24 protein-coding genes and 1 riboswitch are annotated in these 23744 nt (G+C 36.0%); of the genes, 2 read left to right on the forward strand and 22 right to left on the reverse strand.

All coding sequences use genetic code 11. From position 1 onward, the window contains the following. Positions 1–204: 204 nt before the first annotated feature. From GH741_RS16585 to GH741_RS16650, 14 genes are all read right to left on the reverse strand, one after another. Positions 205–927 carry an amino acid ABC transporter ATP-binding protein gene (locus tag GH741_RS16585; RefSeq protein WP_153737870.1) on the reverse strand — a complete coding sequence of 241 codons (723 nt, stop codon included), beginning with the start codon at positions 925–927 and terminating at the stop codon, positions 205–207. Beyond that, positions 924–1571 (reverse strand): amino acid ABC transporter permease, encoded by a 648-nt coding sequence (locus GH741_RS16590; protein WP_338079545.1) that lies wholly within the window; start codon positions 1569–1571, stop codon positions 924–926. The genes GH741_RS16585 and GH741_RS16590 overlap by 4 nt, the downstream gene beginning before the upstream one ends. A 235-nt stretch (positions 1572–1806) precedes the next feature. Next, positions 1807–2637 (reverse strand): basic amino acid ABC transporter substrate-binding protein, encoded by an 831-nt coding sequence (locus tag GH741_RS16595; RefSeq protein WP_153737871.1) that lies wholly within the window; start codon positions 2635–2637, stop codon positions 1807–1809. 285 nt (positions 2638–2922) lie between these two features. Further along, positions 2923–3813, reverse strand: coding sequence for an NAD(P)/FAD-dependent oxidoreductase (locus GH741_RS16600; protein ID WP_153737872.1), 891 nt, complete (start codon positions 3811–3813; stop codon positions 2923–2925). Positions 3814–3959: 146 nt separating this feature from the next. Next, on the reverse strand, positions 3960–4865 hold the full coding sequence (locus tag GH741_RS16605; protein ID WP_153737873.1) for an AEC family transporter: 906 nt from the start codon (positions 4863–4865) through the stop codon (positions 3960–3962). 87 nt (positions 4866–4952) lie between these two features. Next, positions 4953–5387: a threonine/serine exporter family protein gene (locus GH741_RS16610; RefSeq protein ID WP_153737874.1), complete on the reverse strand. Its 435-nt coding sequence runs from the start codon at positions 5385–5387 to the stop codon at positions 4953–4955. Between the two features lie 15 nt (positions 5388–5402). After that, positions 5403–6155 carry a threonine/serine exporter family protein gene (locus GH741_RS16615; RefSeq protein ID WP_153737875.1) on the reverse strand — a complete coding sequence of 251 codons (753 nt, stop codon included), beginning with the start codon at positions 6153–6155 and terminating at the stop codon, positions 5403–5405. 238 nt (positions 6156–6393) lie between these two features. Beyond that, positions 6394–7104 (reverse strand): 4'-phosphopantetheinyl transferase family protein, encoded by a 711-nt coding sequence (locus GH741_RS16620; protein WP_153737876.1) that lies wholly within the window; start codon positions 7102–7104, stop codon positions 6394–6396. A gap of 167 nt (positions 7105–7271) precedes the next feature. Then, on the reverse strand, positions 7272–8144 hold the full coding sequence (locus GH741_RS16625; protein ID WP_153737877.1) for an ROK family protein: 873 nt from the start codon (positions 8142–8144) through the stop codon (positions 7272–7274). A 110-nt stretch (positions 8145–8254) separates the two neighbouring features. Continuing rightward, positions 8255–9412, reverse strand: a complete 1158-nt coding sequence (locus GH741_RS16630; RefSeq protein ID WP_338079529.1) for an MFS transporter — start codon at positions 9410–9412, stop codon at positions 8255–8257. A gap of 139 nt (positions 9413–9551) precedes the next feature. Next, positions 9552–10166 (reverse strand): flavin reductase family protein, encoded by a 615-nt coding sequence (locus GH741_RS16635; RefSeq protein WP_153737878.1) that lies wholly within the window; start codon positions 10164–10166, stop codon positions 9552–9554. Positions 10167–11052: 886 nt separating this feature from the next. Next, on the reverse strand, positions 11053–11883 hold the full coding sequence (locus GH741_RS16640; protein ID WP_153737879.1) for an ABC transporter permease: 831 nt from the start codon (positions 11881–11883) through the stop codon (positions 11053–11055). Between the two features lies 1 nt (position 11884). Then, a complete protein-coding gene (locus GH741_RS16645) occupies positions 11885–12859 on the reverse strand; it encodes an ATP-binding cassette domain-containing protein (protein WP_153737880.1) in 975 nt (324 codons plus the stop codon). Between the two features lie 15 nt (positions 12860–12874). Continuing rightward, complete coding sequence (locus GH741_RS16650; protein ID WP_153737881.1) at positions 12875–13318, reverse strand: MarR family winged helix-turn-helix transcriptional regulator; 444 nt, start codon at positions 13316–13318, stop codon at positions 12875–12877. Positions 13319–13541: 223 nt separating this feature from the next. Between GH741_RS16650 and GH741_RS16655 the strand changes: the two genes are divergently transcribed. Then, entirely contained in the window at positions 13542–14606 is a 1065-nt protein-coding gene (locus GH741_RS16655) for an AbrB family transcriptional regulator (protein WP_153737882.1), read from the forward strand. A 29-nt stretch (positions 14607–14635) separates the two neighbouring features. On the opposite strand, the gene GH741_RS16660 is transcribed toward GH741_RS16655, so the two are convergent. The 6 genes from GH741_RS16660 to GH741_RS16685 all read right to left on the reverse strand — a co-directional run bounded on the left by GH741_RS16660 (position 14636) and on the right by GH741_RS16685 (position 20657). Then, positions 14636–15349 (reverse strand): CAP domain-containing protein, encoded by a 714-nt coding sequence (locus tag GH741_RS16660; RefSeq protein ID WP_338079530.1) that lies wholly within the window; start codon positions 15347–15349, stop codon positions 14636–14638. Between the two features lie 200 nt (positions 15350–15549). Continuing rightward, positions 15550–16572: an asparaginase gene (locus tag GH741_RS16665; RefSeq protein WP_153737884.1), complete on the reverse strand. Its 1023-nt coding sequence runs from the start codon at positions 16570–16572 to the stop codon at positions 15550–15552. A 432-nt stretch (positions 16573–17004) separates the two neighbouring features. Next, on the reverse strand, positions 17005–17736 hold the full coding sequence (locus GH741_RS16670) for a ZIP family metal transporter (protein ID WP_153737885.1): 732 nt from the start codon (positions 17734–17736) through the stop codon (positions 17005–17007). Between the two features lie 85 nt (positions 17737–17821). Next, on the reverse strand, positions 17822–18151 hold the full coding sequence (locus GH741_RS16675; protein ID WP_153737886.1) for a hypothetical protein: 330 nt from the start codon (positions 18149–18151) through the stop codon (positions 17822–17824). A gap of 291 nt (positions 18152–18442) precedes the next feature. Beyond that, on the reverse strand, positions 18443–19747 hold the full coding sequence (locus GH741_RS22315; RefSeq protein WP_153737887.1) for an ankyrin repeat domain-containing protein: 1305 nt from the start codon (positions 19745–19747) through the stop codon (positions 18443–18445). 301 nt (positions 19748–20048) lie between these two features. Further along, positions 20049–20153: riboswitch (SAM riboswitch) on the reverse strand. Positions 20154–20207: 54 nt separating this feature from the next. Beyond that, on the reverse strand, positions 20208–20657 hold the full coding sequence (locus GH741_RS16685; protein WP_338079532.1) for an Lrp/AsnC family transcriptional regulator: 450 nt from the start codon (positions 20655–20657) through the stop codon (positions 20208–20210). A gap of 244 nt (positions 20658–20901) precedes the next feature. On the opposite strand from GH741_RS16685, the gene GH741_RS16690 reads away from it, so the two are divergent. Next, positions 20902–21534 carry a YitT family protein gene (locus GH741_RS16690; RefSeq protein WP_153737889.1) on the forward strand — a complete coding sequence of 211 codons (633 nt, stop codon included), beginning with the start codon at positions 20902–20904 and terminating at the stop codon, positions 21532–21534. 606 nt (positions 21535–22140) lie between these two features. Here the strand turns inward: GH741_RS16690 and GH741_RS16695 are convergent. Together GH741_RS16695 and GH741_RS16700 are read right to left on the reverse strand one after the other, a co-directional pair. Beyond that, positions 22141–23295, reverse strand: coding sequence for a mannitol-1-phosphate 5-dehydrogenase (locus GH741_RS16695; RefSeq protein WP_153737890.1), 1155 nt, complete (start codon positions 23293–23295; stop codon positions 22141–22143). A gap of 1 nt (position 23296) precedes the next feature. Beyond that, positions 23297–23734: a PTS mannitol transporter subunit IIA gene (locus tag GH741_RS16700; RefSeq protein WP_153737891.1), complete on the reverse strand. Its 438-nt coding sequence runs from the start codon at positions 23732–23734 to the stop codon at positions 23297–23299. Between the last annotated feature and the right edge of the window lie 10 nt (positions 23735–23744).

Genomic DNA, 23744 nt, shown 5'->3' on the forward strand with positions numbered 1-23744 from the left:
TGCAGTAGTGCAAAACATCAACATAACTGAAATTAGAATGGCCTTTTCAATTAAATATATTTTGTGCACTAAAAAAATAGTACCACAACAATCACAGTTTGTAATGTATCCCTAGGTATATAATTTCAAAATATACAGATAATTTAAAATATTTGAAGAAAAACTACCTTTTCAATGGAAGAGGTAGTTTTTGTTTCATTGCACTTATAATATTTTACTTAAAAATGCCTGTGTTCGTTCATTCTGGGGATTCCCAAAGAGTTCAGATGGTTCGTTTTCTTCAACAAGAACTCCTTCATCCATAAATACAACACGATCCCCAACCTCACGAGCGAAGCCCATTTCATGGGTAACAACCACCATGGTCATTCCCTCTTTAGCGAGTTGTTTCATAACCTCCAACACCTCACCCACCATTTCTGGATCAAGAGCTGAGGTCGGCTCGTCAAAAAGCATAATCTTTGGTTCCATTCCAAGTGCTCTAGCTATTGCGACCCGTTGCTTTTGACCACCTGATAAAGAATCCGGGTATACGTCTGCCTTGTCGGATAAGCCTACTTTTTCTAGTAATGCATATGCCTTTTCTTTAGAATCTGCCTTATTCCATTTCCTTACGACCATCATTGGTAAGACGATGTTTTCTAAAACCGTCTTATGAGGAAACAAATTGAATTGTTGAAAAACCATGCCCACTTCCGTACGAATGTTATTTATATCGGTTTTTTTGTCTGTAAGATCGACACCCTCAATATAAACATGTCCCTCGGTAATTGATTCTATTAGATTTAAACATCGAAGAAAGGTTGATTTACCCGAACCAGATGGACCGATTACGACAACCACTTCTTGAGGGTGGATATCAATACTTATATCCTTTAGGACTTCTAGTTTCCCAAATGACTTTTTGAGGTTCTTGACTGAAATCATTCTGTATCTAACCTTCTTTCAACATAATTTAAGACGTACGTCAGCGACAGAGTTAGCATGAGATAAATTAGTGCGACAGTTAAATATGGTTCCCAGACACGGTAGTATTGTCCTGTTGCAGCTCTTCCCCAATATAAGAGCTCTGGTGCAGCTATAATTGCACCAAGTGATGAATCTTTTAGCAATACGATAAACTCATTGCCTAGTGGCGGAATCATACGTTTAGAAGCTTGAGGTAAAACAACATATCTCATTACTTGAACTTTATTCATACCTAGAGAATGTGCGGCCTCAGCTTGTCCTCTGTCAATTGATTTAATACCTGCACGGAAAATTTCTGCTACATATGCTGCAGAATTAAGTGATAACGTCACTATCAGTGATGCTATTGTACTTGAACCTGATGGCATAACAGCAAAGTGTATGATAAATAACTGCACAAGTAATGGTGTCCCTCTAAAAAAATTAACGTACCAAACAAAAGGTAACTTAATAATCCAGGATTTAGCCATTTTTCCCATTCCAATAAAAAGACCTAATACCATACCGATAAATATCCCTGCAAGTGATACTCCTATGGTTATTAATGTCCCTCTAAGGAAGAACGGAAGATACTCTACTATTATGTTCAACTTAAAATCGATGCCTACGGTGTCTAGCATATCTTGAATCACCAAAATAAAATCATTCATATTACTACTCCTTTAAGAAAACTCGGGTGTTTGTTACCATGAACCTTCTTATTATATCTAATACTTTATTAGCTTCTATATAGAATTACAACTTTTATATTTTTTATTATTAAAATTCCTTATTAAATACTAAAAGGAAAAAAGTAGCGTAACGGTAATCGTTACGCTACCTTACTATAGTATATAATTACTCAGCTGCATTTAATAATGCATCTACATCAGGCTCTTTTCCAAACCACTCTTGATAAATCTCTTCATAAGTTCCATTTTCAATTACAGTAGTTAGAGCTGCACTAAGGTCATCTGTATATTCACTACCTTTTGGAAACATTAAACCATAAAATTCTGAATCAAAGCTTTCCGTATCTGTAATAGCTTCTACATTAGCATCTGGATTATTTTTAGTATATTCAGCTGCAACTACGTTATCTGTTACGACTGCTTCTACATCACCATTTGCCATAGCTACAAATGCAAGAGCTGTAGTATCATACTTAGAAATATTACTACTATTTTCACCCACTACCTTTTCAGCAGCGTCTTCTCCAGTTGTTCCGTTTTGCACACCAATTTTAATTCCTTCTAGATCAGCAGCACTCGTAATTCCTGCACCTTCATTAAAGACAATCATATGTGTTGATTCAAAGTATGGTACTGAGAAATCATATGATTCTTTACGATCATCATTAATTGTTATTGCTGAAATACCTAAATCAATATCCTCTGCTTGTAAAGAAGCAAAAAGTGGGTCCCATCCTACATTTTCCAATTCATAGTCATAACCTGCTTCTTCCATAACTGCGGCTAACAAGTCTACATCGAATCCTACAATTTCACCAGTTTCCATATATTCAAATGGAGCAAATGCTGCATCCGTACCAACTTGTAATACTGGCTTTTCGTCTGTAGTGGTGTCATCTCCAGAAGCACCATCGTCTGTATTAGTACCACATGCCACTAACACTAGCAATCCAGCTAGTAGTATTGATAGATAAATATAAGATAAGTTCTTTTTCATAATTATTCACTCCTGATTATTTATAAAATATTTAGTAATCAAATAATAACCTGTAAACGTTAATTTATCAATAGTTTTTTAAAATAAATTTAATTACAAATGTCTACATTTTTGCATTAATATACATAAGTGTGTATTTTAAGTTATTAAACCCCTATAAAACAGGCTAACTAATGTTGTTCAATACAACTCTCTTTGACCAAAAAGATAGAGCCAATTAGAAGTTATCTTACTATATGGTTCTAACTATGTATTCTATTCCAAAAACTTAGATTAACATTGTTATTAACTTAATGTCTTATGAATCCAAATTGCTGCTTGTAATCCATCTCCCATGGCGATCGTTACTTGTTCTGAATGAGGTACAACATCACCTGCCGCCCAAACATTATCAATCGTTGTCATCATCGTTCTGGGATTTACAAGTATATGATTATTTTTGTGTAATTTAGCTCCAAGATTTTTAGCAAGGTCCGACCTGACTTTGTTACCACCAAATGCGACAAATGCATGGTTCGCTTCAATTTTCTCACCATTAACTAATTCTACACCTTGAATATGGGAATTGTCTGTTATCAGTTTAGTAATAGATTGATTATAGACAGAAGTTCCAATGTCTTTTAATTTATTAAGATTTGCTTGAGAAACCGGAGCTTGTTCATGATTTATATAAATTAGTTCATTTGTCCAATGGAACAATGATAATGCCATAGTCGCTCCAACATTACCAGATCCTAAAACTAAAGTGCGCTTACCTTTCACTTCATATCCATCACAATCAGGACAGATATAGACACTGATTCCTAAGCACGGATACAAATTTTCGAAATCAGGGAAGTTATCTTTAACTCCAGTAGCAAATAAAATCCTTTTTGCGTAATGTTTATTCTTCATTCGGTCAACAACAATAAATTCATTGCCATCTTTATTAACTTCCTCAACTACTTGATTGGAAAATTCTATTCCGTAACTTTCAGACTGCTTTTTTCCTATCGTCCGCAGAAACTCTCCACTCACACCATCGGGCCAGCCAATCAAATTGTGATAGCATCTGCATAGGTTTGAGCGACCATCATTGGAATCAAAGACTAATACTTTGTGTTGATACCTACCTAACTGTATTGCAGCCTGCAGACCGGCTATACCACCACCCACAATCACGCAATCATATATCAAATAAACACCCCAAATCTTAACCGATTACTTGTTCTTGTCATTATTATCTATAGCGAGTAAAAAATTATACAAACAGGGTAAATCTATTCGGTCTATTCTCAAACAAAAAATCACCCGAATAAATCGAGTGATTTTCATTAAAATTGTTAAATTAACAGCATCAGGATTAACGGTAATGTGATCACGCTAAGCAATGTGCTAATTAGTGTTGCACTTGAAACAAACTCTGGTTTTGCATCAAACTGCAAAGCATACATCGTTGTGTTAGCAGCAGTTGGCATAGCAGCCATTAGTATCATTATATCCTTAACCATTTCGTCCACTGGTAATGCCAAAGTAATAAAATAAGCGAGAACAGGAGACAGTATTAGTCGTAGCAATAAAGCTACGGATAATTTTCCAAATTCTAAGTTTTTCAGAGTGATTTTCGCAAGCTGCATCCCTAACACTATCATGATTGTAGGGATAGTAGCATCGGATACCATGTTTACAGCGGTCATTACTTCGGCCCCGATATTCACATCAATAGCATTTAAAGCAATTCCAAGTAACGCTCCATACATTATCGGAACTTTGATGACTTCCTTCAGTGGTGAGACTTTTACTCCGTTACTTTCGGAACCGCCTTTTGCTGCAAAATAAATCCCAATTGTACACATAATCAGTTGTTGGAGCACCATTAAAATAACAGCATAATGAAAACCCTTTTCACCAAATACAATGAGAACTAAGGGGGTGCCGTAATTCCCATTGTTCATAAATGAGGAAGCAAGAATTAACCCGCTAGTATTCTTTTTATCCCACTTTTTTATAAATCCAATTACATAACAAATAAAAATAGAAATAATACAAAGTAAAATTAAATATAATCCAAGATAAACATAATCCATATTTAACTGATTTTCATAAAAAGTCCGAAATGCTAAGAATGGAGACATTAAGTATATTGCCATAGTTGAGATCGGTTTAATATCAAATTTTAATAGTTTGATCCCGATAAATCCGATTGCAAACACACTAAAAATCGGAATTAGTACAGTTAAAAAGTTCAAAAAGCATCACCTTTTTTGATTATACGCATTGATAAAGGATGCCGCTATTTAGAGCTATCCGATTTTAACATGTAAATCAACATTATTTTACTTACCAAAACGTGATCTCCGAATTACTTGATTAATCACCTCAGAGAAAACTAGTCCAATTGCAATCGCGCCAGAAATTAAAAAAGCCTTTGCAGCTAACTGAAGGGCAACATTATAGTCATTTTCTACAAAGTTGCGCATGGCATCATAAGCTAAGCCTCCAGGTACTAAAGGAATAATTCCAGATACATTAAATATGATGATCGGCGTTTTATATAGTTTGGCACATAACTGACTTAAAACGGCAACTATAACAGATGCAGCTACAGTTGACGGTACTGCATCAATCCCTTGATTAGTTAGCAGTACATACATAAGCCAACCGAACATCCCAACCAAGCCACATTGTATTAGTGACTTTTTAGGCGCGTTGAATAGTACTCCGAATCCAGCAGCTGCAAAAAAGCTGGTTACTAGCTGTTCTAGTATCATCTGAAAATCCCTTTCTTAAATAAATGAGAATGCGACCGCAATCCCTGCACCAATTGCAAAAGCAGTTAAAAAAGCCTCCGCACCTTTAGATAATCCAGACACAAGATGTCCAGCCATTAAATCTCGAACAGCATTCGTTATTAATAAACCAGGTACTAAGGGCATGACAGAACCGATTATTATTTTATCCAATTCCTGTCCTATATCTAGGTGAATGAATAAAAGAGCGAGGCTTCCAATAATAAGAGATGCTAAAAATTCCGCAAAAAATTGAATTTCTACGATACGATGAAAATAAACCATTGAAGCAAACCCAATCCCTCCAACAATCAGCGCGGGGATAAAATCTGTCCACTGACCCTGGAACATAATTGTGAAACAACCGCTTACTATTGAAGCAGCAAGGACTTGAATAAAAATTGAGTAGGTATGTGTCTTAGCATCCACCTCTTTTAACAACCGATTTGCTTCAATTAAAGTGAGCTCCCCACTAGTTATTTGTCTTGAAATACTGTTAACCACTGTTACCTTATGTAAATCGGTAGATCGTTCTGAAATCCGAACAAAATTAGTTGCTTCTGTTCCTTCGATTGAAAAAAGAATACCAGTAGGAGTCACATAGCTTTGTGAATCCCTGCTACCAAAGGAAGAGGCGATTCTCATCATGGTATCCTCTACTCGGTGTGTTTCAGCACCACTTTGTATCATGATTTTTCCAGCCAATAAACACACTTTTATAATTTCATTCTTATTTTGATTGTTTGTCATAAAACCTCTCCGAAATCGCACATAGTTATAAACGATATTATAATGGCTAGTGTTACGAAAATACAATAAAAATACAGAGGTTATTGATAATGAATTTCTCGCCATGTTTAATTCTATGGTAGTTTATTTTCTTAGGTCCAACCAATTAGACACTATATTTTTCAAGTCTTGGTCTAGGGGAGACTTCATTTGGTTTTTCTATTTGATACATTAAAACTACGATCTAATTAGCTTACAATCAAGTTGGATAGCGAAAAAATCGAACCCGCTCTATCTCCGTTCGGTATGCTAATGTTCCTTGATAATTATCCCCACAATAGAATGGTAGACTTGTGTATTTATTTATAAGGCTATCAACAGTACCCTCTTCAAAGTCAATCAAGCCTGTACCGTGGGCTTTTAGAATTGCTTCTTTATTTGTCCACAGGTTTAAAAATGCGATTACTTGATCCTCCTTAGGTATTTCTTTCAAATAACTAAGTTCTTTAGATGTAAAATACAGGTTCGCAATACTGTTCCAGTCAAAATCTGATTTAACATATTCAATGTCAATTCCCACCTTATTTTTAATCGCTAACACAAAACAAGCCTTGTCTTTAGAATGAGTCATATTAAATTGAATGACACCCTTCTCATTTTTAGCGATTAAAAATGGCTTCCCATACTTTGTTCTAGCAAATTGTATGGATGAAAAATCACAATTACTATACGCTGCTAATATCATCCTCAGAACAGCATGACGAATGATATAGCGTCTTTTATCATGAACAAATCTAAGTTTCCCTACTCTATCTTTTTCTTCTGATGATAGTTTGTCATAATAATCTGCGCTAGAATCTAAATTTGTCTGCCAGACATGAACTTCCTGGCCATTATGAAATTCCTCCATAGATGACACTGCAGTGATATCGTAAACATCTTGCCAATTTGTAAGTGGTCGATCTACCATTTTTATCCCTCATAAGAATTTATTTATTCTATTCAAATACTAGATAACCAATAATAAGTGTTTTCATTATACCATCGATTGTACTCCTCTTTAAAAAACACCATCGATGGTATATATTTCTCAAAAAAAAGAGACAACAAAACTGCTGTCTCTTTTGGTAACTACCTTTATGAAACTTTTCCATCTGCAGATTCAGCGGCCAAAAGTAGACATCCAGTGATTCCTGCGTTGTCACCCAAACCTGGTTCTACAATATATTGATTAAGGTCAGGAGTTGCTACATAGTCACCCAACAGTTTACCAAATTCAGTACGGATTAATGAGAAGAGTTGCTTTTGCTTCATTACACCGCCACCTAATATTATTCTTTCAGGTCGTAGAATTAATGTGTAGTCTACTAATGCTTGTGCCAAATAATAGGCTTCCATTTCCCATACTTTTATATCATTTTCTAGTTCATGTCCTTTTTTATTGTACCTACTTTCTATCGCGGGACCAGCGGCAAATCCTTCTAAGCAATTATCATGATACGGACATGATCCTTGATAGGTTTCATCAGGATGGGGTTGAACTAATACGTGTCCCATTTCCGGGTGCCCAAACCCTGCTTGTATGTTTCCATTAACCACTGCACCACCACCGATACCAGTACCTACAGTCAAATATATACAGCTGCTACTATCTTGGGCATTCCCTTTCTTATACTCACCATATGCAGCTGCATTAACATCTGTTGTCCAGGCAACAGGAATGTTATAGCGCTCTTTAATATTACCTAGAAAATCAAAGTTAACCCAGCCCTTTTTAGGGGTTGTAGTAATATAACCATAAGTCTTAGAACTTCTATTTACATCAATTGGACCAAACGAGCCAATCCCAATTGATTTTAAAGAAAACCGATCAAAGAAATTAAATACCTCACTTATCGTTTCAGCTGGAGTTGTAGTTGGAATACTAACCCTATCTAAGACCTCAAAATCATCATTACTTATTGCACATACAAACTTTGTACCACCAGCTTCAATTGCTCCATAATACATTATTTAGCCTCCCTAAACTAAACCATAAGATTAGTCACAAAACAGAACTAGGATCCGATTCGATACTATACTTTTTATTTTACTCTTTTTTAAAAAATTGTTAAGTAAATTTAGCTTTTTCCAAATGGTAACACATGATAAATCGTCAGGAGGATACTTCCTAGAAGCGCCAAGAATCCCATGATTAGGTATAGTGTTTCCGTTCCAGCAGTATCAATTAATGCTCCTCCAATTAAGGATCCAATAATACCAGATAGTCCGAAAAAGACCGATACGAATAGGAGGTGGCCAGTTGATTGCACATTTTTCGGAATCAACCTTGTTACATATTGAAAGGCTGATAAATAAAAGACTCCGAAGGTTAAACCATGCAGTACTTGGAAGGCAACAACGATGGACGGATCATCAATAATAGAGTAACTGAACCACCTGAAGCTATATAGCAATCCTGCTGCGATTATAAAGATAAGTGGGTGAAATTTACGGAACCAAAAAGCAGCAAAAGCAAACACTAATGCTTCACTTGTTACTCCAATAAACCAAGATAGTCCAATTATACTTTCCGACCCGCCAAGGCTAGCTATGTATATACCTATAAAGCTATCATTTGCACGGTGTGTAATAGTCAAAAACATTATGAAAAACAAAAAAATTATAAATGGCTTGTTCTTAAGTAGTACTTTCACATCACTAAATTGAATTGGCTTTGTTTCGACCTTAACATCTTTTAAGATAAAGGTGACAAGTAATGCTAGAGTTGCAAAGAATAAATAGGGCCACAATATGTGTTTAATTCCAACAACTGATAGTATTTCTCCCACAAGTAAGGAGGATGTTGCAAAACCAATAGAACCCCACATTCTAATTCCACCAAAGGACTTGCCTAATGCATCCGCCCTCCGCTGTGATAAACTATCACCCAATGCACCCACTGGCGCCGCAAAAAAGAATAGGCTTGCTCCCATAATGAGAATGGTGGTTAAACTATCCATTTGAAAGAAAATGGTACTGAACAATAAAACCCCTATCAAGCAAATCATTATTATTCTTTTTACTGTTTGGTATTTATCACTCATGTAACCCCAAAATGGCTGAGATATAATGGCAGCCATCGGGCCAATAGCTAACACCCAGCCAATTTGTGTTCCATTTAAGCCTTTGAACTGTAAAAATAGCGGCAAAAAGCTTACTATCACAGTATTCGCAGCATGGAAGCTGAATAAAAGCATTTTTAATGGCACTAATGTGTCTGCATTTTTGTTGAACACCGATGTCTCTCTCCCTACTTTGGTGTAATTACTAGCTATTTATCTTTAAAGTTTCCAACTTTTTAACGAGCGTTAAAGAATCAACATCTAGCACCAGTATCTATTTACTTTGATACAGATTAGTTCATAGACATTGGCTTTAGTCGCCTTTATCAAACCTTGGATTTGGTAATTCAAAAAAGTCCCGAATATATGTATAGTCTCCAGCCATGCGTCCTATTACATTTAGTTTTTCTGGATCAACTTTATCATTATCCATGCGAATATCATCTTGAATGTGATAACAAACTAGTCGACCAAGAATAAGATATCCTTCACCCACTGTCACAATTTGATCTAGTTCACATTCCATTGAAACTGGAGCTTCAGAAACCCTTGATGATTTTACTAGATTACTTGTAGCTTTTTTTATGCCGGCTTTGTCAAATTCATCATCGGAAAATTGATAAGGTTTACTACTTAAGTACATCTTATTTGCTAATGTTTCGTTAACAATATTAATCACAAAGTTACCCGTCTGCTTTATGTTTAGTAACGTGTCCTTCTCACCATTGGTTCGTTCTTTTGCCGATGCTACCGAAAAACAAAAAGTAATGGGATCCATTGAAGCAACAGTAAAAAAGCTAAATGGCGCGATATTATCATTACCATTTTCATCAACTGTCGATACCCAAGCAATTGGCCTAGGGACAACTGCACCTTTCACTAGCTTGCTCATATCATGATCCTTAAATTGCTTTTGATCTATAATCATCGTTTTCACCCTCAAGTTTGTTATTATTTTCACAACATATGTGCTAACCGCTCCGGAATTTCGTTATTATCTATTCCACATATTATACGGTTAAATTTATGTGATTGAAAGTAACACTACTTAATATATGAGGCAAAAAAAGTAAACCAGCCTTTTTCGGCTTGGTTTACTTTTTAATTATTTCCATTTTTAATTAAGCCCTTTTCGTAAGTTTTGTTGCTTTTTAATCGTCATATTTGATGTAAAAAGCGTTGTACCTTCTGCATTTATTTGCTTTTTTCGCTCTAGTTAAATCGGCGCTATACTACCGTTTCGGCAGAATACTTCGCTTTCCATGGGCACGACCTTAGCCTCCTCAGAATCAAAGAACGATTCTTCCGGGGTCTTCGGAACGCGCTGTTCCCATAGGAGTCTACGTACTCTGCCTTCACTAATAGTAGTGTTCTGATTATAGAAGAATAAAACCACTTATCCGCAGCTTAGAGAGGTTTTCTGTTCAAGTGGGATATATATCACCAAGAAACGTTTATTTAATGAAAAATACTCTCTCTAAGAATAATGGTTGTATTTTTAAAGAGTCTTTCGTTTATTCTCTTACGTAGTATAATGTTATGTTTGATAACTTCAATAAACCAAACAATAGCCTTTAGTTCTTATATGGTGGTTTTGGAGCGGAGGGCAGTCGACTCCAGCGGGAAAAGCGACGGCTGAAAATCCCGCAGGAAGTGGTATTCTTCCGAGGAAGTTGAAGCGTTGCCCGCGGAAAGCGACTGCCCGGAGCGCAAATCAACATAGCAGCCGATAGTGAAAAAAATTATCAAAAAGTTACGTCGGAGTCTATAGTTACTCTGTCAAAAACAACCGTCTTTTAGGAAAAAGCCTTTTATTATGCTTCGATTCTTGAAAATCGGATGGTTGCCAAAATAACAAAAAACACACTTAGTAAGCCGACAACCAGAATTTCTTCTGGAAGCGTTATGACATGGTTGAAAACAGATAAGTTTAACCCCATCGCTTCTCTTAATGCTGGCGCCATTTGTTCGGGCTGAAGAATAATTTTTTTGAACATATCAACAGAATAAGTCAGTGGGTTAATCTTAACAATAAAATTCATCCAAGCAGGCATCCCGCTTAATGGAAATAAAGCACCAGATAAAAACAACATTGGGAAAATTAAAACCTGTACCACCATTTGAAATCCCTGAGATGTCTTTAAAGATGTGGCGATTAGTAACCCAATAGATGAAAGTGCAAAAGCCACTAAGAACATTACAGGAATAAGTTGCAGAATCATCGAAAAGGAAATTGAGATTCCAATAAACGGAACAAAAATAAGCATCATTAGCCCCTGGAAAAGTGCTACTGTACTTCCCCCTAGTACTTTTCCTATAGCAATTGAAACTCTGGACATAGGGGAAACCAAAATCTCGCGCATATAGCCAAACTCTTTATCCTGTACTACGGATAATGCAGAAAATATAGCTGTGGTGAATACTGTCATTCCAATAATTCCAGGAAACATAAATTCAACAAAATCAAAATCAGCTAATGGACCTGACGCTTCACTTCCACCCATCATTGATGACATCGCTCCACTCATTCCACTTCCGAATAAAATCAGAAACATGAAAGGCATCGCAAAGGAACCAACAAGCCGTGCTCGGTCTCTAAAAAATTTAATTACATCTCGTTGCCAAATTGCCATAATACCTTCCATTTTAATGGCGCCCCCTCATTTGTTGTTTTGCAAGATCTTTTTTCGACAATGTTTCGTCTCTAATTTCTCTTCCCGTTAAGTGTAAAAATACATCATTTAATGTTGGCCTTCTTAAATTCACACTAGTAATCGGTATATCGAACTCTTTAACAAAATTGACTAAGAACTCACTACCTTTACTGACCTGGAAGGTTAGCGTTTTGTTATCTGATTCCGTAACATCTGTTTCGTATATTTTTTCTATTCTTTTTTTAGCCTCGATATTATCTTCTGTTGAAATTTCAATAATGTCTCCACCTACGTTATTCTTCAGTGCTTCTGGTGTATCTAATGCGATTAATTCACCATGATCCATCACGGCAACACGATCACATATTTCTGCTTCATCCATGTAGTGGGTTGTTAGGAATATAGTAATCCCTGCTTTTTCCTTCAATTTTAGAATATACTCCCAGATATGGTTACGCGTTTGTGGATCAAGTCCTACTGTCGGTTCATCAAGAAATAATACTTTGGGATAATGAAGCAATCCTCTCGCTATCTCAAGTCGCCTCTTCATCCCCCCTGAAAAAGTTTCCACTATGTTAGAGCGCTTATCTGTTAAATCAACTATCTCTAATACTTCCTGAATCCGTTCTTCTCGCTTGTTTTTATCAATACCATAAAACTTACAATGAAGCATTAGGTTTTCATTCGCTGTTAATTTAACATCTAGTGTTTGCTCTTGAAAAATAAGACCAATGCTGGCACGAACATCGTTTTTCTGCTTGACAACGTCGTAACCATTTATCATAGCTGTTCCACTCGATGGCCTTATAATCGTTGACATCATATTTATTGTTGTACTCTTTCCTGCGCCGTTTGGCCCTAAAAAACCAAATATTTCTCCTTCTTCAATCGTTAAATCAACGCCCTTTACTGCTTCAAATTCTTTATAGCTTTTTTTTAATCCTTTGACCTCTACGATATTAGTCAACTGTCTCACTCCCCTTTAATCTTTCTGTTTTTCTCGATTGAGCAATTTTTGCAATGTATTTAATCCCGTCATCACTTCTGTTATTTGTTTGTCTGTTGCATCTTCTACAATAGTCCCCAGAAATTGTGTGACCGTATCATGGAACAATTTGTGGAGCTCTTCTGCTTGCTTGGAAGGTTCCACATGAACCACACGGCGATCGACTTCACTTCGAACCCTTTGAACGTAACCTAATTTCTCAAGACGATCGATGATTCCAGATACTGTGCTATTTGCTAAGTTCATTTTGGTACTAATTTCGCTAACTTTTAATTTTTTTTCCTCTGATAGCATAAACATAATCATCATCTGAGGTGGGGTTAAGTTATTCTCCTTGAATGCTTCTCTTAATTGAGCATTTAACGTAGCGTTTATTTCCCTGATCAAAGAAGCAATTTCTGAACCTTTTTCGTGTTTCATCAATAAATCACCTTACCAATTAGTATATTTAGCAAACTAATATTTCGCATACGAAGTATTATATCATAGTATTTTTTAATTTTAAATTCAGAACAAAAAAGCTCGACACTGAAAAGTGACAAGATGGCATATTTCTAATTTTTCTGTGACCATTGTGCTATTATTTTTAATAAGATAATACTTTTAAAACATTGAAGTAACTAGGAAGAAGAGAGTTGATATCTTGCTTAGGAAGTCGATATTTTTAACTGCAGCATTCGCGCTTGGATACGTTTTTTCCATTTTTCATGTTCCTGCAGGATGGCTGATCGGGGCTGTCGTTGTCGGGATTTTCTATCGTTTTGTTATAGGTGAGCTATCTTTTCATTCTTTTTATTTTGATATATCTCTCGCCCTTATTGGGGTTAGTATTGGCTTGACCATTCAATTTGAAATGTTTCGTGCCATTACATCCTACATCGTTCCTCTTATCCTATCCATGTTTGCTATTCTAATTGGAGCATGGGTGTTAGGAAAAATTCTATATCATTACTCAAATCTAGATAAGAAAACCGCTCTTTTTTGTTGTGTTCCAACTGGTGTTTCAATTATGATTGGCTTGAGCAATGATTATAAAGCAGATACTAATGTAGTAGCTGCATTTCAAACAACTAGAGTGCTACTATTTGTATCCACCATGCCTATTCTTGCTGGAATTATGTCTTCTCTTTTTGTTGAAGAATCAACTAGTACTACAACTAATCAACTAGAACAAACAATAGCGATGCCTTTTCCAGGAGCGGAGTTTGTCATTTACACTACTTTAATCGTAATTACGTTAGGGCTAGCATTTATATGGAAAATTCCTGTTGCATCATTCTTATATGGTCTTATTGTCGGGTTTGTATGGAATCAATTTGTCTATGAAGTACCACCGATGCCGAATCTATTTATCGGCGTGGGGATGGTGATATTAGGGGTTATGATTGGCTTAAAGTTTGATAAACAATCATTAGTTCAGTTGAAACAAATCGGTCGGATTAGTGTCATTGTTTTGGGACTGAACTTTGCTCTAGTGTTTGCTGTCTCCTATATGTTTTACATGTTTACCGATGTCGGTTATTTTACTAGCCTGTTAAGCGTTGTCCCTGCAGGCGCACCGCAAATGGCATCGATTGCTGCAGTTATTGGACTTGATGCAACTGTTGTCTCTTCCATGCAAATTATTCGATTGTTAGCTGTCGTCGTACTTATTCCGACAGTTATTCCGTTTTTAGTTGATAAGCCAGTAAAACAGCGAAACTTATAATCCAACAAGGTGAAAAAGGGGAGCCATTTTCACCTCTTGATAAAAAGCTGTGTCCAGTAATTACCGTTTTGTGCATGACCTACACCAATATGTGTAACAGATTCATTAAGGATATTTTTTCGATGACCTGGACTATTCAACCACATCTCAACTACAGCTTCAGCTGATTGCTGTCCTGATGCAATATTTTCGGCAGCTGTCATATAATCAATGCCGAATTGCGCTAGCATATCAAATGGTGAACCATATGTTGGTGATGTGTGTGAAAAGTAGTTATTAGTTTCCATATCCTCCGATTTAGCCTGTGCTACCTTTGTTAGTTCTATATCTGGAGATAAGCTTGGTAGGCCATTTTGCTGTCTAGCTTCATTCGTTAATCGAACCACTTCATTCTGAAAATCGCTTATCTCATAGGTGTTAGCAGCACCACCATGATTTCTTACGTCATTGGACCCTCTACGTATTCCATTGTGTTCTGGTTGATTACTTTGCTCCTGATAATTTTTCTGACCCCTATCAGGATCTGCTGTTAAGTTAAATTTATTTGGTGATTCCGGACTGTTTTTTTGATTTAGTTGATTGTCAGGATCAAAGCCAATTTCATTTGGACTAAAATTAACGTTATTCGGTTCTATCGTTCCATCATTAATAATCTCATCATTCAGGCCTTGTTCATTTGTGTTACATGCTGAAACGAATAGCATGAAAGACATTATTATTGCTAAACCTATACCTTTTTCCACGTTGCTCATCCCTTTCATTCTCTTCATTGATTGGTACTAATATTCACAGTATTATTGATGTTATTCACAGTTTCGCTAGCAGTAACGATTTAATTGAAACAGAGGGAATAGTTATCCACAGGTTGTCAACAATTTAATTTTATAAAAGAAAAAGACTACAGCCTATGACTGCAGTCTAAGAAAATACCGATATATTTTTGTTAAATCATAGTTAATTCAAAGTTCGGTTTAATGACCCCAATTTTCTCGTTCCTAGCATTTAATACGGGTGCATGATGATAAGAGGATAACTGTTGTAATATACTGGATTCACCAATACCTAATTGATGGATAACTTCCATCGCAGCTACATTCGTTGCTCTTTCATTACCATCCTCAACTTTAATCGCTACACCTATGCCGGTTTCTCTATCACCAAAGCAATAGACCCCTTCAGCCCCAACCTTTGCAACAATTCTCCCTTCAAATGCTTTCATTAAATCCGTGTCAAACCGCTTGGTACCGGCAACCATCTCTGGTTCCGCTACCATAGCATCACTTATAAGTTGTAACGCTCCTTTTCTAGCTGGAGTTCCTTCTATCCATTTTTCCGGGGTAGCCAAACGCCCAAAGGCTAATGCTAAATGATAGAGTGGTAGACGATGAACTGGAACACCACATCCATCTACAGAGGTTTTTATTTTTTCTCTTTGGTATCCAGTTACATTTGAAATAACGTCAATAATTTGTTGCTGATAAGGATGCGTTACCTCACGATAATTGCTTGTATCAAAATGTTGTTTTACGACACCTGATAGCATGCCTGCATGTTTACCAGAACAATTACTATAAAATGGAGTTAGTTCTTCTCCTTTGTGGATAAGTTGTTTATAACTTTCAAAATCCTTGGGAATATGGGTTCCACATTGTAAATGTTTCTCTTCAAGATCGATTTTTTCCAATACACTCTTAACCGCTTGTCTGTGAAAATCTTCCCCATTGTGGCTAGCACAAAATAACGCTAATTCCTTTTGGCTAATTTTATACTCTTCCAACGCACCTGATTCAGCCGCAGGTACCGCTTGAAATGGTTTCATGGAAGAACGTGCGAATGTATTACGATAAGAGTCGCCATAATAGCCTAGTAATTCTCCGGTTACATTCACAACAGCAATGTTTATATCGTGATTGCTTTCTATGTAATCTCCACGATACACTTGGATTGGTTTATTCTTTGATTGCATCCTTTTCTCCTCCTCAATCATAAAAAAACCAGTTAATCTAAATACTTCCTCTTTATCCTATATTACTACCGATAGCCTCCACAACAAAATTCTTTACCCAAGGCTGTTTTCTAAAAGATTGTTGTTTTTAATGCAAAATCTAAAAAACTGTTCTTAGTTACATCTTGGTATCCGATCCGGACAGTCGATTTCTTTCCTTCTTAGTAGTTTCATAAACGAAAGAAACTAGCTCCTTACTCGTAAATTCGTAGGTTAAGTTGGTTAGAATGAATACTACCAAATCAGAGCTACATTACGGAAGAAGCTAGCCATTATGAAGGATGCCATATAATGGGCAGGTTTAAACCTGCCTGTCAAAAAAATTTATCAAATGCGTATATTAAAAAATGAAAAGATTTATCCAATTTGAATAACCCTACAAATTAATGGTGTTTAAAGATGGTGAAGCCATAGGGATATGAAAACTCCAATTGCCGTAATAAATCCTACCCCTGGCCCACCTTCCTTAAAAGCTTCTGGCATCATGGTTGAGGCAACCATTGAAATAATTGCACCTCCAGCAAATGCACTCATAATTGCTTTAATATCATTGGAAGCACCTTGTAGCAGTACCCCGCCTAATGAACTTAATGCTGAAAAAAATACAACTAACAACCATAAGAGTATTATTTTCTTTTTAGAGTAGCCACTCTTTTGCAACCCGACAGTACTCGACAATCCTTCTGGCAGGTTACTTATAAATATTGAAATAACCAAAGCTAGGCTAACAGATTCTCCACCAATTAAACTCATACCAATCATTGCTGACTCAGGTAACGTATCCATTATTGTACCTATAAAGATCCCTAGGCCTGAATTAGTCGAGTCATCCTCATTATTTTTTTCTGGTTCTTTTCTTTTCTTTCCACCTTTACGAGAGACAATGATATCCACAACAGTAAATGCTAAGGCGCCACCCAGAAACCCTATTGCTATTTGTAAAAAACCACTCATCTCAAGAGCACCCTCTAAAAGCTCATAGGTTGTTGCACCTATTAATGCGCCTGTTCCAAGTGCCATAATATACCCTATAATCTTTTTAGGTATAGAAAACTGTAAAACAATTAATGCACCAACTAAAGTGGCCGATGCAGCAATTGTTCCCCATAAGATGGCATTCCACATTGAAGAGGCCCCCTTATTTTAGTTATAAACAAAGCCCTTTTCATAAGCCTCTTCATTTCTGGGTGATTTATACTCGCGACAATATTTATTTATTGAAAACTGTATCTATATAATTATCCTCTTTAATTTTAATACCCCGTTCTGTTAGTTGTTTCCATATTATTTGATCTAATGAATAAGGATTTCTATCTCTTAACATCGAAATAGTTGTTCCTTTAAGCTTTATTGAAAAAATTGCATTATTAACATGAAAAACAATTAGACAATCTTCATCGTTATTCCAACTGGTAATTACCTCTGGGTTATAATCTGACTCTATTAGTTTTCGTGTCACACAATCTAAAACGTGGGCTAAAAATTTTTCCTTCTCTAAATTTTTAGCCATTAAGCCTCTTGCCATTCCATTTGCATTCATAAAATACACTCCTTAAGTTTCAAGTGCTTTGTTGGATAAAGTTAACCAAGTATTTGTAAAATAAAAAAATCCAATTGCTCTAAATGCAAAAGGATTCTTATCACGGTTCCTTATCAGTGAACTTCTCCAACTAAATCAACAGATTTTGAAGGGGGATCCGGCGCTTATTTTTGTTCAACTGGAAATGTTAGAATACCATTGTCGATAAGCGACCATCCTACGAACGAGATGTAGATTGAAGATAAAAAATAATAAAAATAGGCAAAAAATAAAAACGTCATTAAGACGTTTTTATTTGTATTTTTTAAACACACGAAGCATCTCATTATACTTGTCATAATCAGGGTTTGCCATATCAAAAACAGTTTCTCCGTTTTGATTTTTTAGAGAAGTATTTGCACCGATATTTAAAAGGTAATCAACAACCGTTGAACGGTTATATGTAGCTCCTGTCATACTAGCTGTATCACCGAATTCGTCTTGCTGATTGAGAGATGCACCTCTTTCAACCAACAACTTAACCATTTCGAGGTTATCGTGAATAACTGCATAAAAAAGTGGTGTCTTCCCTCCTATTAAGTTATGAGGCGAACGATCTTTTACAACGAAGTTAATATCCGCACCTTGTGCCAATAAATAGTCAACAACTTCAATATGTCCACCAATTACAGCATAAATAAGTGCATTGAATCCAGCAGTGTCAACTAACTGTTGATCTGCACCATACGAAATAAGAATCCGTATGATTTCCAAGTGGCCATTTTCAGCAGCACGGTCTATTAATCGTAAATCAGCATAACTCTCTTCATGTATAACAATGAGTTCATTAACATCATAATTCGCACTACTCAATAATTTCTTCACCTTTTCTACATCGCCATCACTAACAACACGCAATAATTCATCATCAACTTCAGCTACTTCTTTGCTTTTTTCAAGAACATCTGGCGCTTCTTCATGTTGTTCTTCAAGAAATTCTTGTGGACCTCGATGTTCTGGTTGTTCTTCTAAACGTTGAACCATTTCGACCATTTGTTCAAATGTAATTCCATTCGCTTTAAAGAAGAATTCTTTTTCGGAAATAAAAATAAAATCTACTTCATTTTCTGGTGTGAAATTAAACAGTAAAAGAGTTGTTTCATCATGTGCTAAAAATATTCTAGTATCTGCAAAATAAGGATCATATTTATAATAGTGTCTCATCACATCATCAAAACTACTTCCAAGTTTTATCCCTTCTTCTGTTTGGTAATTTTCTTTATTGATGCCAAATGACTTTACGAGGTGTTCATCTTTTAAAAAAACAATTTCAAGCCCTTTATCTACATACTCATACTCGTAATAATCTTCTTCTTCGTTTACCTCACTCGGTTCACCGAAGGCGGATTCCACATCATTCACAGTAGAACCTAAGGAAATCCCGTTAATAACTAGGCTGTCTTTCAATTGTTTTTCTTTTGTTTGAAAAAATGATGGTTCTATTTTCTCTTCGATTTTCTCTTTATTTATATTACTACCTTTAGGTGTAGCATCACCCTCTATGTTACAAGCACTTAAAAAAAATAGACATGCTCCAACTATCATTAAATTTTTCACGTTTCACCTCTTTATATATTCTTCAACTGCATTAATTTTCACTTTTGGCAACAAAAAAAGAAACCACAGTTTACCCCTTTCCTAAAAACCTTTTCTTGATGAAGATAAAACAATCCACATTACTCTCCAATTATACCAAACTAAGAGGAGAATTTAATAGAACGAACCCGTTCCTGTTTGTTTATTAACAAAGCAAGAGCGGGTTCGTTCTATATTCATCCGCATAAATTTTATCTATTTCCTTGTTAATTTCATGTGAACCTCTCCAACTAAATCGAAGATTTTGAAGGGGATTAGGCGCTAATTTTTGATCAAAGCCTAATTACTTTGCTGGTGGGAGCACCATGTTTAAAACAGGTTGCTGTGGAGTCAAAGAGCCAGTTCACTCGTCCACTCTGGATATTTATTAAATTTCCATAGATTGTAATATACTACCCTCTTCAATGTCTTGCATTTCCCTTTATTCGATATCGTCTACTTCTGGCAAAATATAGCGGTAAGAGACTGGAGATGTCAAAACTGTTGATGTATTAATTGTTCCATAAGGCATTAGACTGTCTATCAATAACCTCATTCGGTTCATACCTGTTACCGCTGCTTTTAGAAAATAACTTACATCCCCAGTAACACGATGACACTCGATAATATCCTGCTTTTGTTTAATAATATTTTCAAATTCTTGTGGAGAAACTTTTAAACCACTAACCTGAATGATTAGAAGTATTTCTCTTCCAACTGCTGGGAGGGATATTCTTGCGCTAAACTCTTCAATAATACCTCTTTCCTGCAGTCGATGAATTCGCTCGGTTACACTTGGTCTGCTAAGTGCTAATTCTTTAGAAAGCTCACTGATAGTTATTCGTGCATTTTTCTGTAGAATTTTAAGCATTTTAATATCTATTTCATCCACGCAAACACAATCCTTTCAATTTGTTATTATATTTCAACATTTACCTTCAATTATACATTATATAACCCGTTTTTAATGCATTATTGCATACAAAAAGTAATCATTTACCTATAAAATAGAAAGTAGATAAATAAATAGGGGAAGTCATATAACGTATTGTAAGAAACTCGACATTCGTCTCGTCATGAAACGAGTGTCGAATTTTTTCTTTGCAAATTTTAAATTATATCAAAGGAGCATGGCCATGAAAAAAATATTATCCATATTACTTGGGATTGTGTTAGTAAGTATTGGGGTCATCATCCTTAATCACTCTCAAATTGTAACCGGTGGAACAGCAGGACTCGCTTTAAACCTCTCCTACCTTTTTTCCTCACCATTTTCAATTATATTTTTCCTTGTAAACATTCCTTTTTATATTTTTTCTGTTATGCGAATGGGTTGGAAGTTTACATTATCCACGATATGCTCTGTAAGTTTATTGTCTTTATTTACTATGGTAAATCAATGGTTACCGGACTTTACTATTCCAATTTGGCTCGGTGCAATTAGTGGTGGTTTAATCATAGGTGTCGGTTTATCTTGTTTATTTGCAAATGGCTCCTCACTTGGAGGCGCAAATATACTAGCTTTATTCCTACACAAAAGGTATAACTTAAATCCTGGTACAACAACATTTATCTTTGACTTTATAATTGTTATAACAAGTCTTTATACCGTTGGAATTGTTAAAGGGTTAGCATCAATCTTATCGATCGCGATTCTTTCCATGGTAATTAGCTCCTTTAAAAATAGGATTGCTGACAAGGAAGCTGTCGTCGAGCCTAAAATAAAAAAGAAATATGTGGTCAAACGGGGAGTTACAGCTACCCAATAATACAAACAAACGCCAAATACTCAATGAGTACTTGGCGTTTTTATTTTGGCTTTTTTGATAAAGATTATTGTATATAACGCAAATATCTATTTATTCTTCATTTATATGCTTAATTCAATCGCTTCGGTAAAAAACTTCGCTTTCCGTGGGCACGGCCTCAGCCTCCTCGTAGAAAACCACTACTGCGGGGTCTTCGGACTCGTGCTGTTCCCACAGGAGTCTACGTTTTTTGCCTACGCTGTTAGGGGAATTTATAACCAACGTTTCGTGGAGCCCTTAAAAAGAACAACCAATTTTCTTAATCCAGTGTAAATTATCGTTTCAAATCCAATGGAAACTGAACAGCTTGAAGGAACCCCGGTAAACTAATTTTGATCATGAATAAGTATTCTGTAATTCATCTTTCATTAGTGTCATGTATAAGAAGGTAATTGAAGCGGAGGGCAGTCGACTCCAGCGGGAAAAGCGACAGCTGAAAATCCCGCAGGAAGTGATTTTCTTCCGAGGAAGTTGAAGCGTTGCCCGCGGAAAGCGACTGCCCGGAGCTGAGATCAATGTACGTGGCATTTTACATCAACTGCGAGGAACAATTAGCATTAAAAAGCCTTATTTGTTCTTCAATTGTTCTAATTGATTCATCACTACTGGTATTAATGGATGATCTCCGCTTAGACCTGATATTTCCCGTAATGTCTGTTCGTAGCCTTTTTCCTCAACCTGTTGTTGAAGAGTAACAGCTTCTTCATCTTGGTCATTCTTATACATAAGTGCTGCTGCAATAGCTTGCGCTAAATAGATCGGTTCTTTTTTTACTTTTTCTAGGTAAAGACTAGCTGGTCGAATTAATCGATCATTTCCTCCAAGTTTACGGATGGGACCACGTCCAACTCGTGTGACTTCATCTGAAATATACGGATTTACAAATCGATTTAGAATCTTAGTAATATATGCTTGATGATTTTCTTTTTCAAACTGATACATGTGAATCAAAGCTTCACCTGATTCATTTAATGCACCCTTAACCCAGTCCTGTATTAGTTCGGTATCCATTGCTTCTTTAATTGTTTTATAATCAAGGAAATGACCTAGATACGCTGCAACGGCATGACCAGTATTAACTGTAAACAACTTCCGTTCAATATAAGGTGTTAAATCATTTACATAAGTAAGTCCATCTATTGCTGGTTTATTTCCTTTAATTTCTGTGTCTTCAACAATCCACTCATAATATGGTTCAACAGAGACTGTTAGTAAATCCTCATTCACTTGGTTGGGGACTATGCGATCTACCGCAGAGTCAGGAAAACCGTATAATTTAACGAATTCGGCTTGCTCTTGGTCAGTTAAGTGCTCAAAAACCTTTTCTTTCAGAAGCGTGCTCGCCCCTATCATATTTTCGCAAGCAATAATATTTAATGGTCGATCAGTAATTGATTTTCTTTGAGTTAAACCCTTTGCTATAATTTCTGCAATTATTGGTAAAACATTAGGGCCAACAGCAGTAGTTACGATGTCTGCTTTTTCAATTGCCTCAATAACTTGTTCTGGGTTCGCAAGACTATTAATTCCTGAGACATTTTTGACTAACAGTTCCTCTTTGTTCTCATCAGCCAAGACAACCTTGTATTGTTGTTTTTCGTTTAATGCATCAATCACATCTTTATTAACATCGACAAAATTGATAGTAAAGTCTGATTTAGATAACAAAGCGCCAATAAAACCCCGGCCTATATTGCCTGCTCCGAAATGAACAGCTAACATATTAATTCACCTCATCAAACATACTTATAATATCTTCCTCAGATTTTGCATTTACTAGTTTTTCAATATTTGACTCGTCAGAACATACAATTGCAATCTTAGATAAAACTTCTAAATGTTCATTACCTTTGCCTGCAATTCCGATTAGAATTTTTGCAATATTTCCACCGCCGAAGTCGACACCCTCAGGTACGGTTACAACTGATAATCCAGTTTCTTTCACTGCCGTTTTTGCATCTTCTGTACCGTGTGGAATAGCAACATTATTGCCAATAAACGTCGACGTCACTTCCTCACGCTCTAGCATTTTTTCTACATATGACTCTTCTACATAGCCGTTTCTTACCAGAATATCACCTGTGTAACGAATAGCTTCCTCTTTATCATTTAATGACACTTCTAAAAAGATGTTTTCCTTAGCTAATATTTGCTTTGTCATTGTTGAACAC

It is taken from the genome of Aquibacillus halophilus, assembly GCF_009649745.1.
Taxonomy (GTDB): Bacteria; Bacillota; Bacilli; order Bacillales; family Amphibacillaceae; genus Aquibacillus; species Aquibacillus halophilus.

Coding starts and splice junctions, on each gene's coding strand:
- GH741_RS16700 (WP_153737891.1), bottom strand. CDS start 23,734: ATGACAAAGCAAATATTAGCTAAGGAAAACATCTTTTTAGAAGTGTCA.
- GH741_RS16675 (WP_153737886.1), bottom strand. CDS start 18,151: ATGAATGCAAATGGAATGGCAAGAGGCTTAATGGCTAAAAATTTAGAG.
- GH741_RS16650 (WP_153737881.1), bottom strand. CDS start 13,318: ATGAAACACGAAAAAGGTTCAGAAATTGCTTCTTTGATCAGGGAAATA.
- GH741_RS16595 (WP_153737871.1), bottom strand. CDS start 2,637: ATGAAAAAGAACTTATCTTATATTTATCTATCAATACTACTAGCTGGA.
- GH741_RS16585 (WP_153737870.1), bottom strand. CDS start 927: ATGATTTCAGTCAAGAACCTCAAAAAGTCATTTGGGAAACTAGAAGTC.
- GH741_RS16610 (WP_153737874.1), bottom strand. CDS start 5,387: ATGATACTAGAACAGCTAGTAACCAGCTTTTTTGCAGCTGCTGGATTC.
- GH741_RS16625 (WP_153737877.1), bottom strand. CDS start 8,144: ATGTATTATGGAGCAATTGAAGCTGGTGGTACAAAGTTTGTATGTGCA.
- GH741_RS16615 (WP_153737875.1), bottom strand. CDS start 6,155: ATGACAAACAATCAAAATAAGAATGAAATTATAAAAGTGTGTTTATTG.
- GH741_RS16620 (WP_153737876.1), bottom strand. CDS start 7,104: ATGGTAGATCGACCACTTACAAATTGGCAAGATGTTTACGATATCACT.
- GH741_RS16690 (WP_153737889.1), top strand. CDS start 20,902: ATGAAAAAAATATTATCCATATTACTTGGGATTGTGTTAGTAAGTATT.
- GH741_RS16640 (WP_153737879.1), bottom strand. CDS start 11,883: ATGGAAGGTATTATGGCAATTTGGCAACGAGATGTAATTAAATTTTTT.
- GH741_RS16635 (WP_153737878.1), bottom strand. CDS start 10,166: ATGATTATAGATCAAAAGCAATTTAAGGATCATGATATGAGCAAGCTA.
- GH741_RS16670 (WP_153737885.1), bottom strand. CDS start 17,736: ATGTGGAATGCCATCTTATGGGGAACAATTGCTGCATCGGCCACTTTA.
- GH741_RS16665 (WP_153737884.1), bottom strand. CDS start 16,572: ATGCAATCAAAGAATAAACCAATCCAAGTGTATCGTGGAGATTACATA.
- GH741_RS16695 (WP_153737890.1), bottom strand. CDS start 23,295: ATGTTAGCTGTTCATTTCGGAGCAGGCAATATAGGCCGGGGTTTTATT.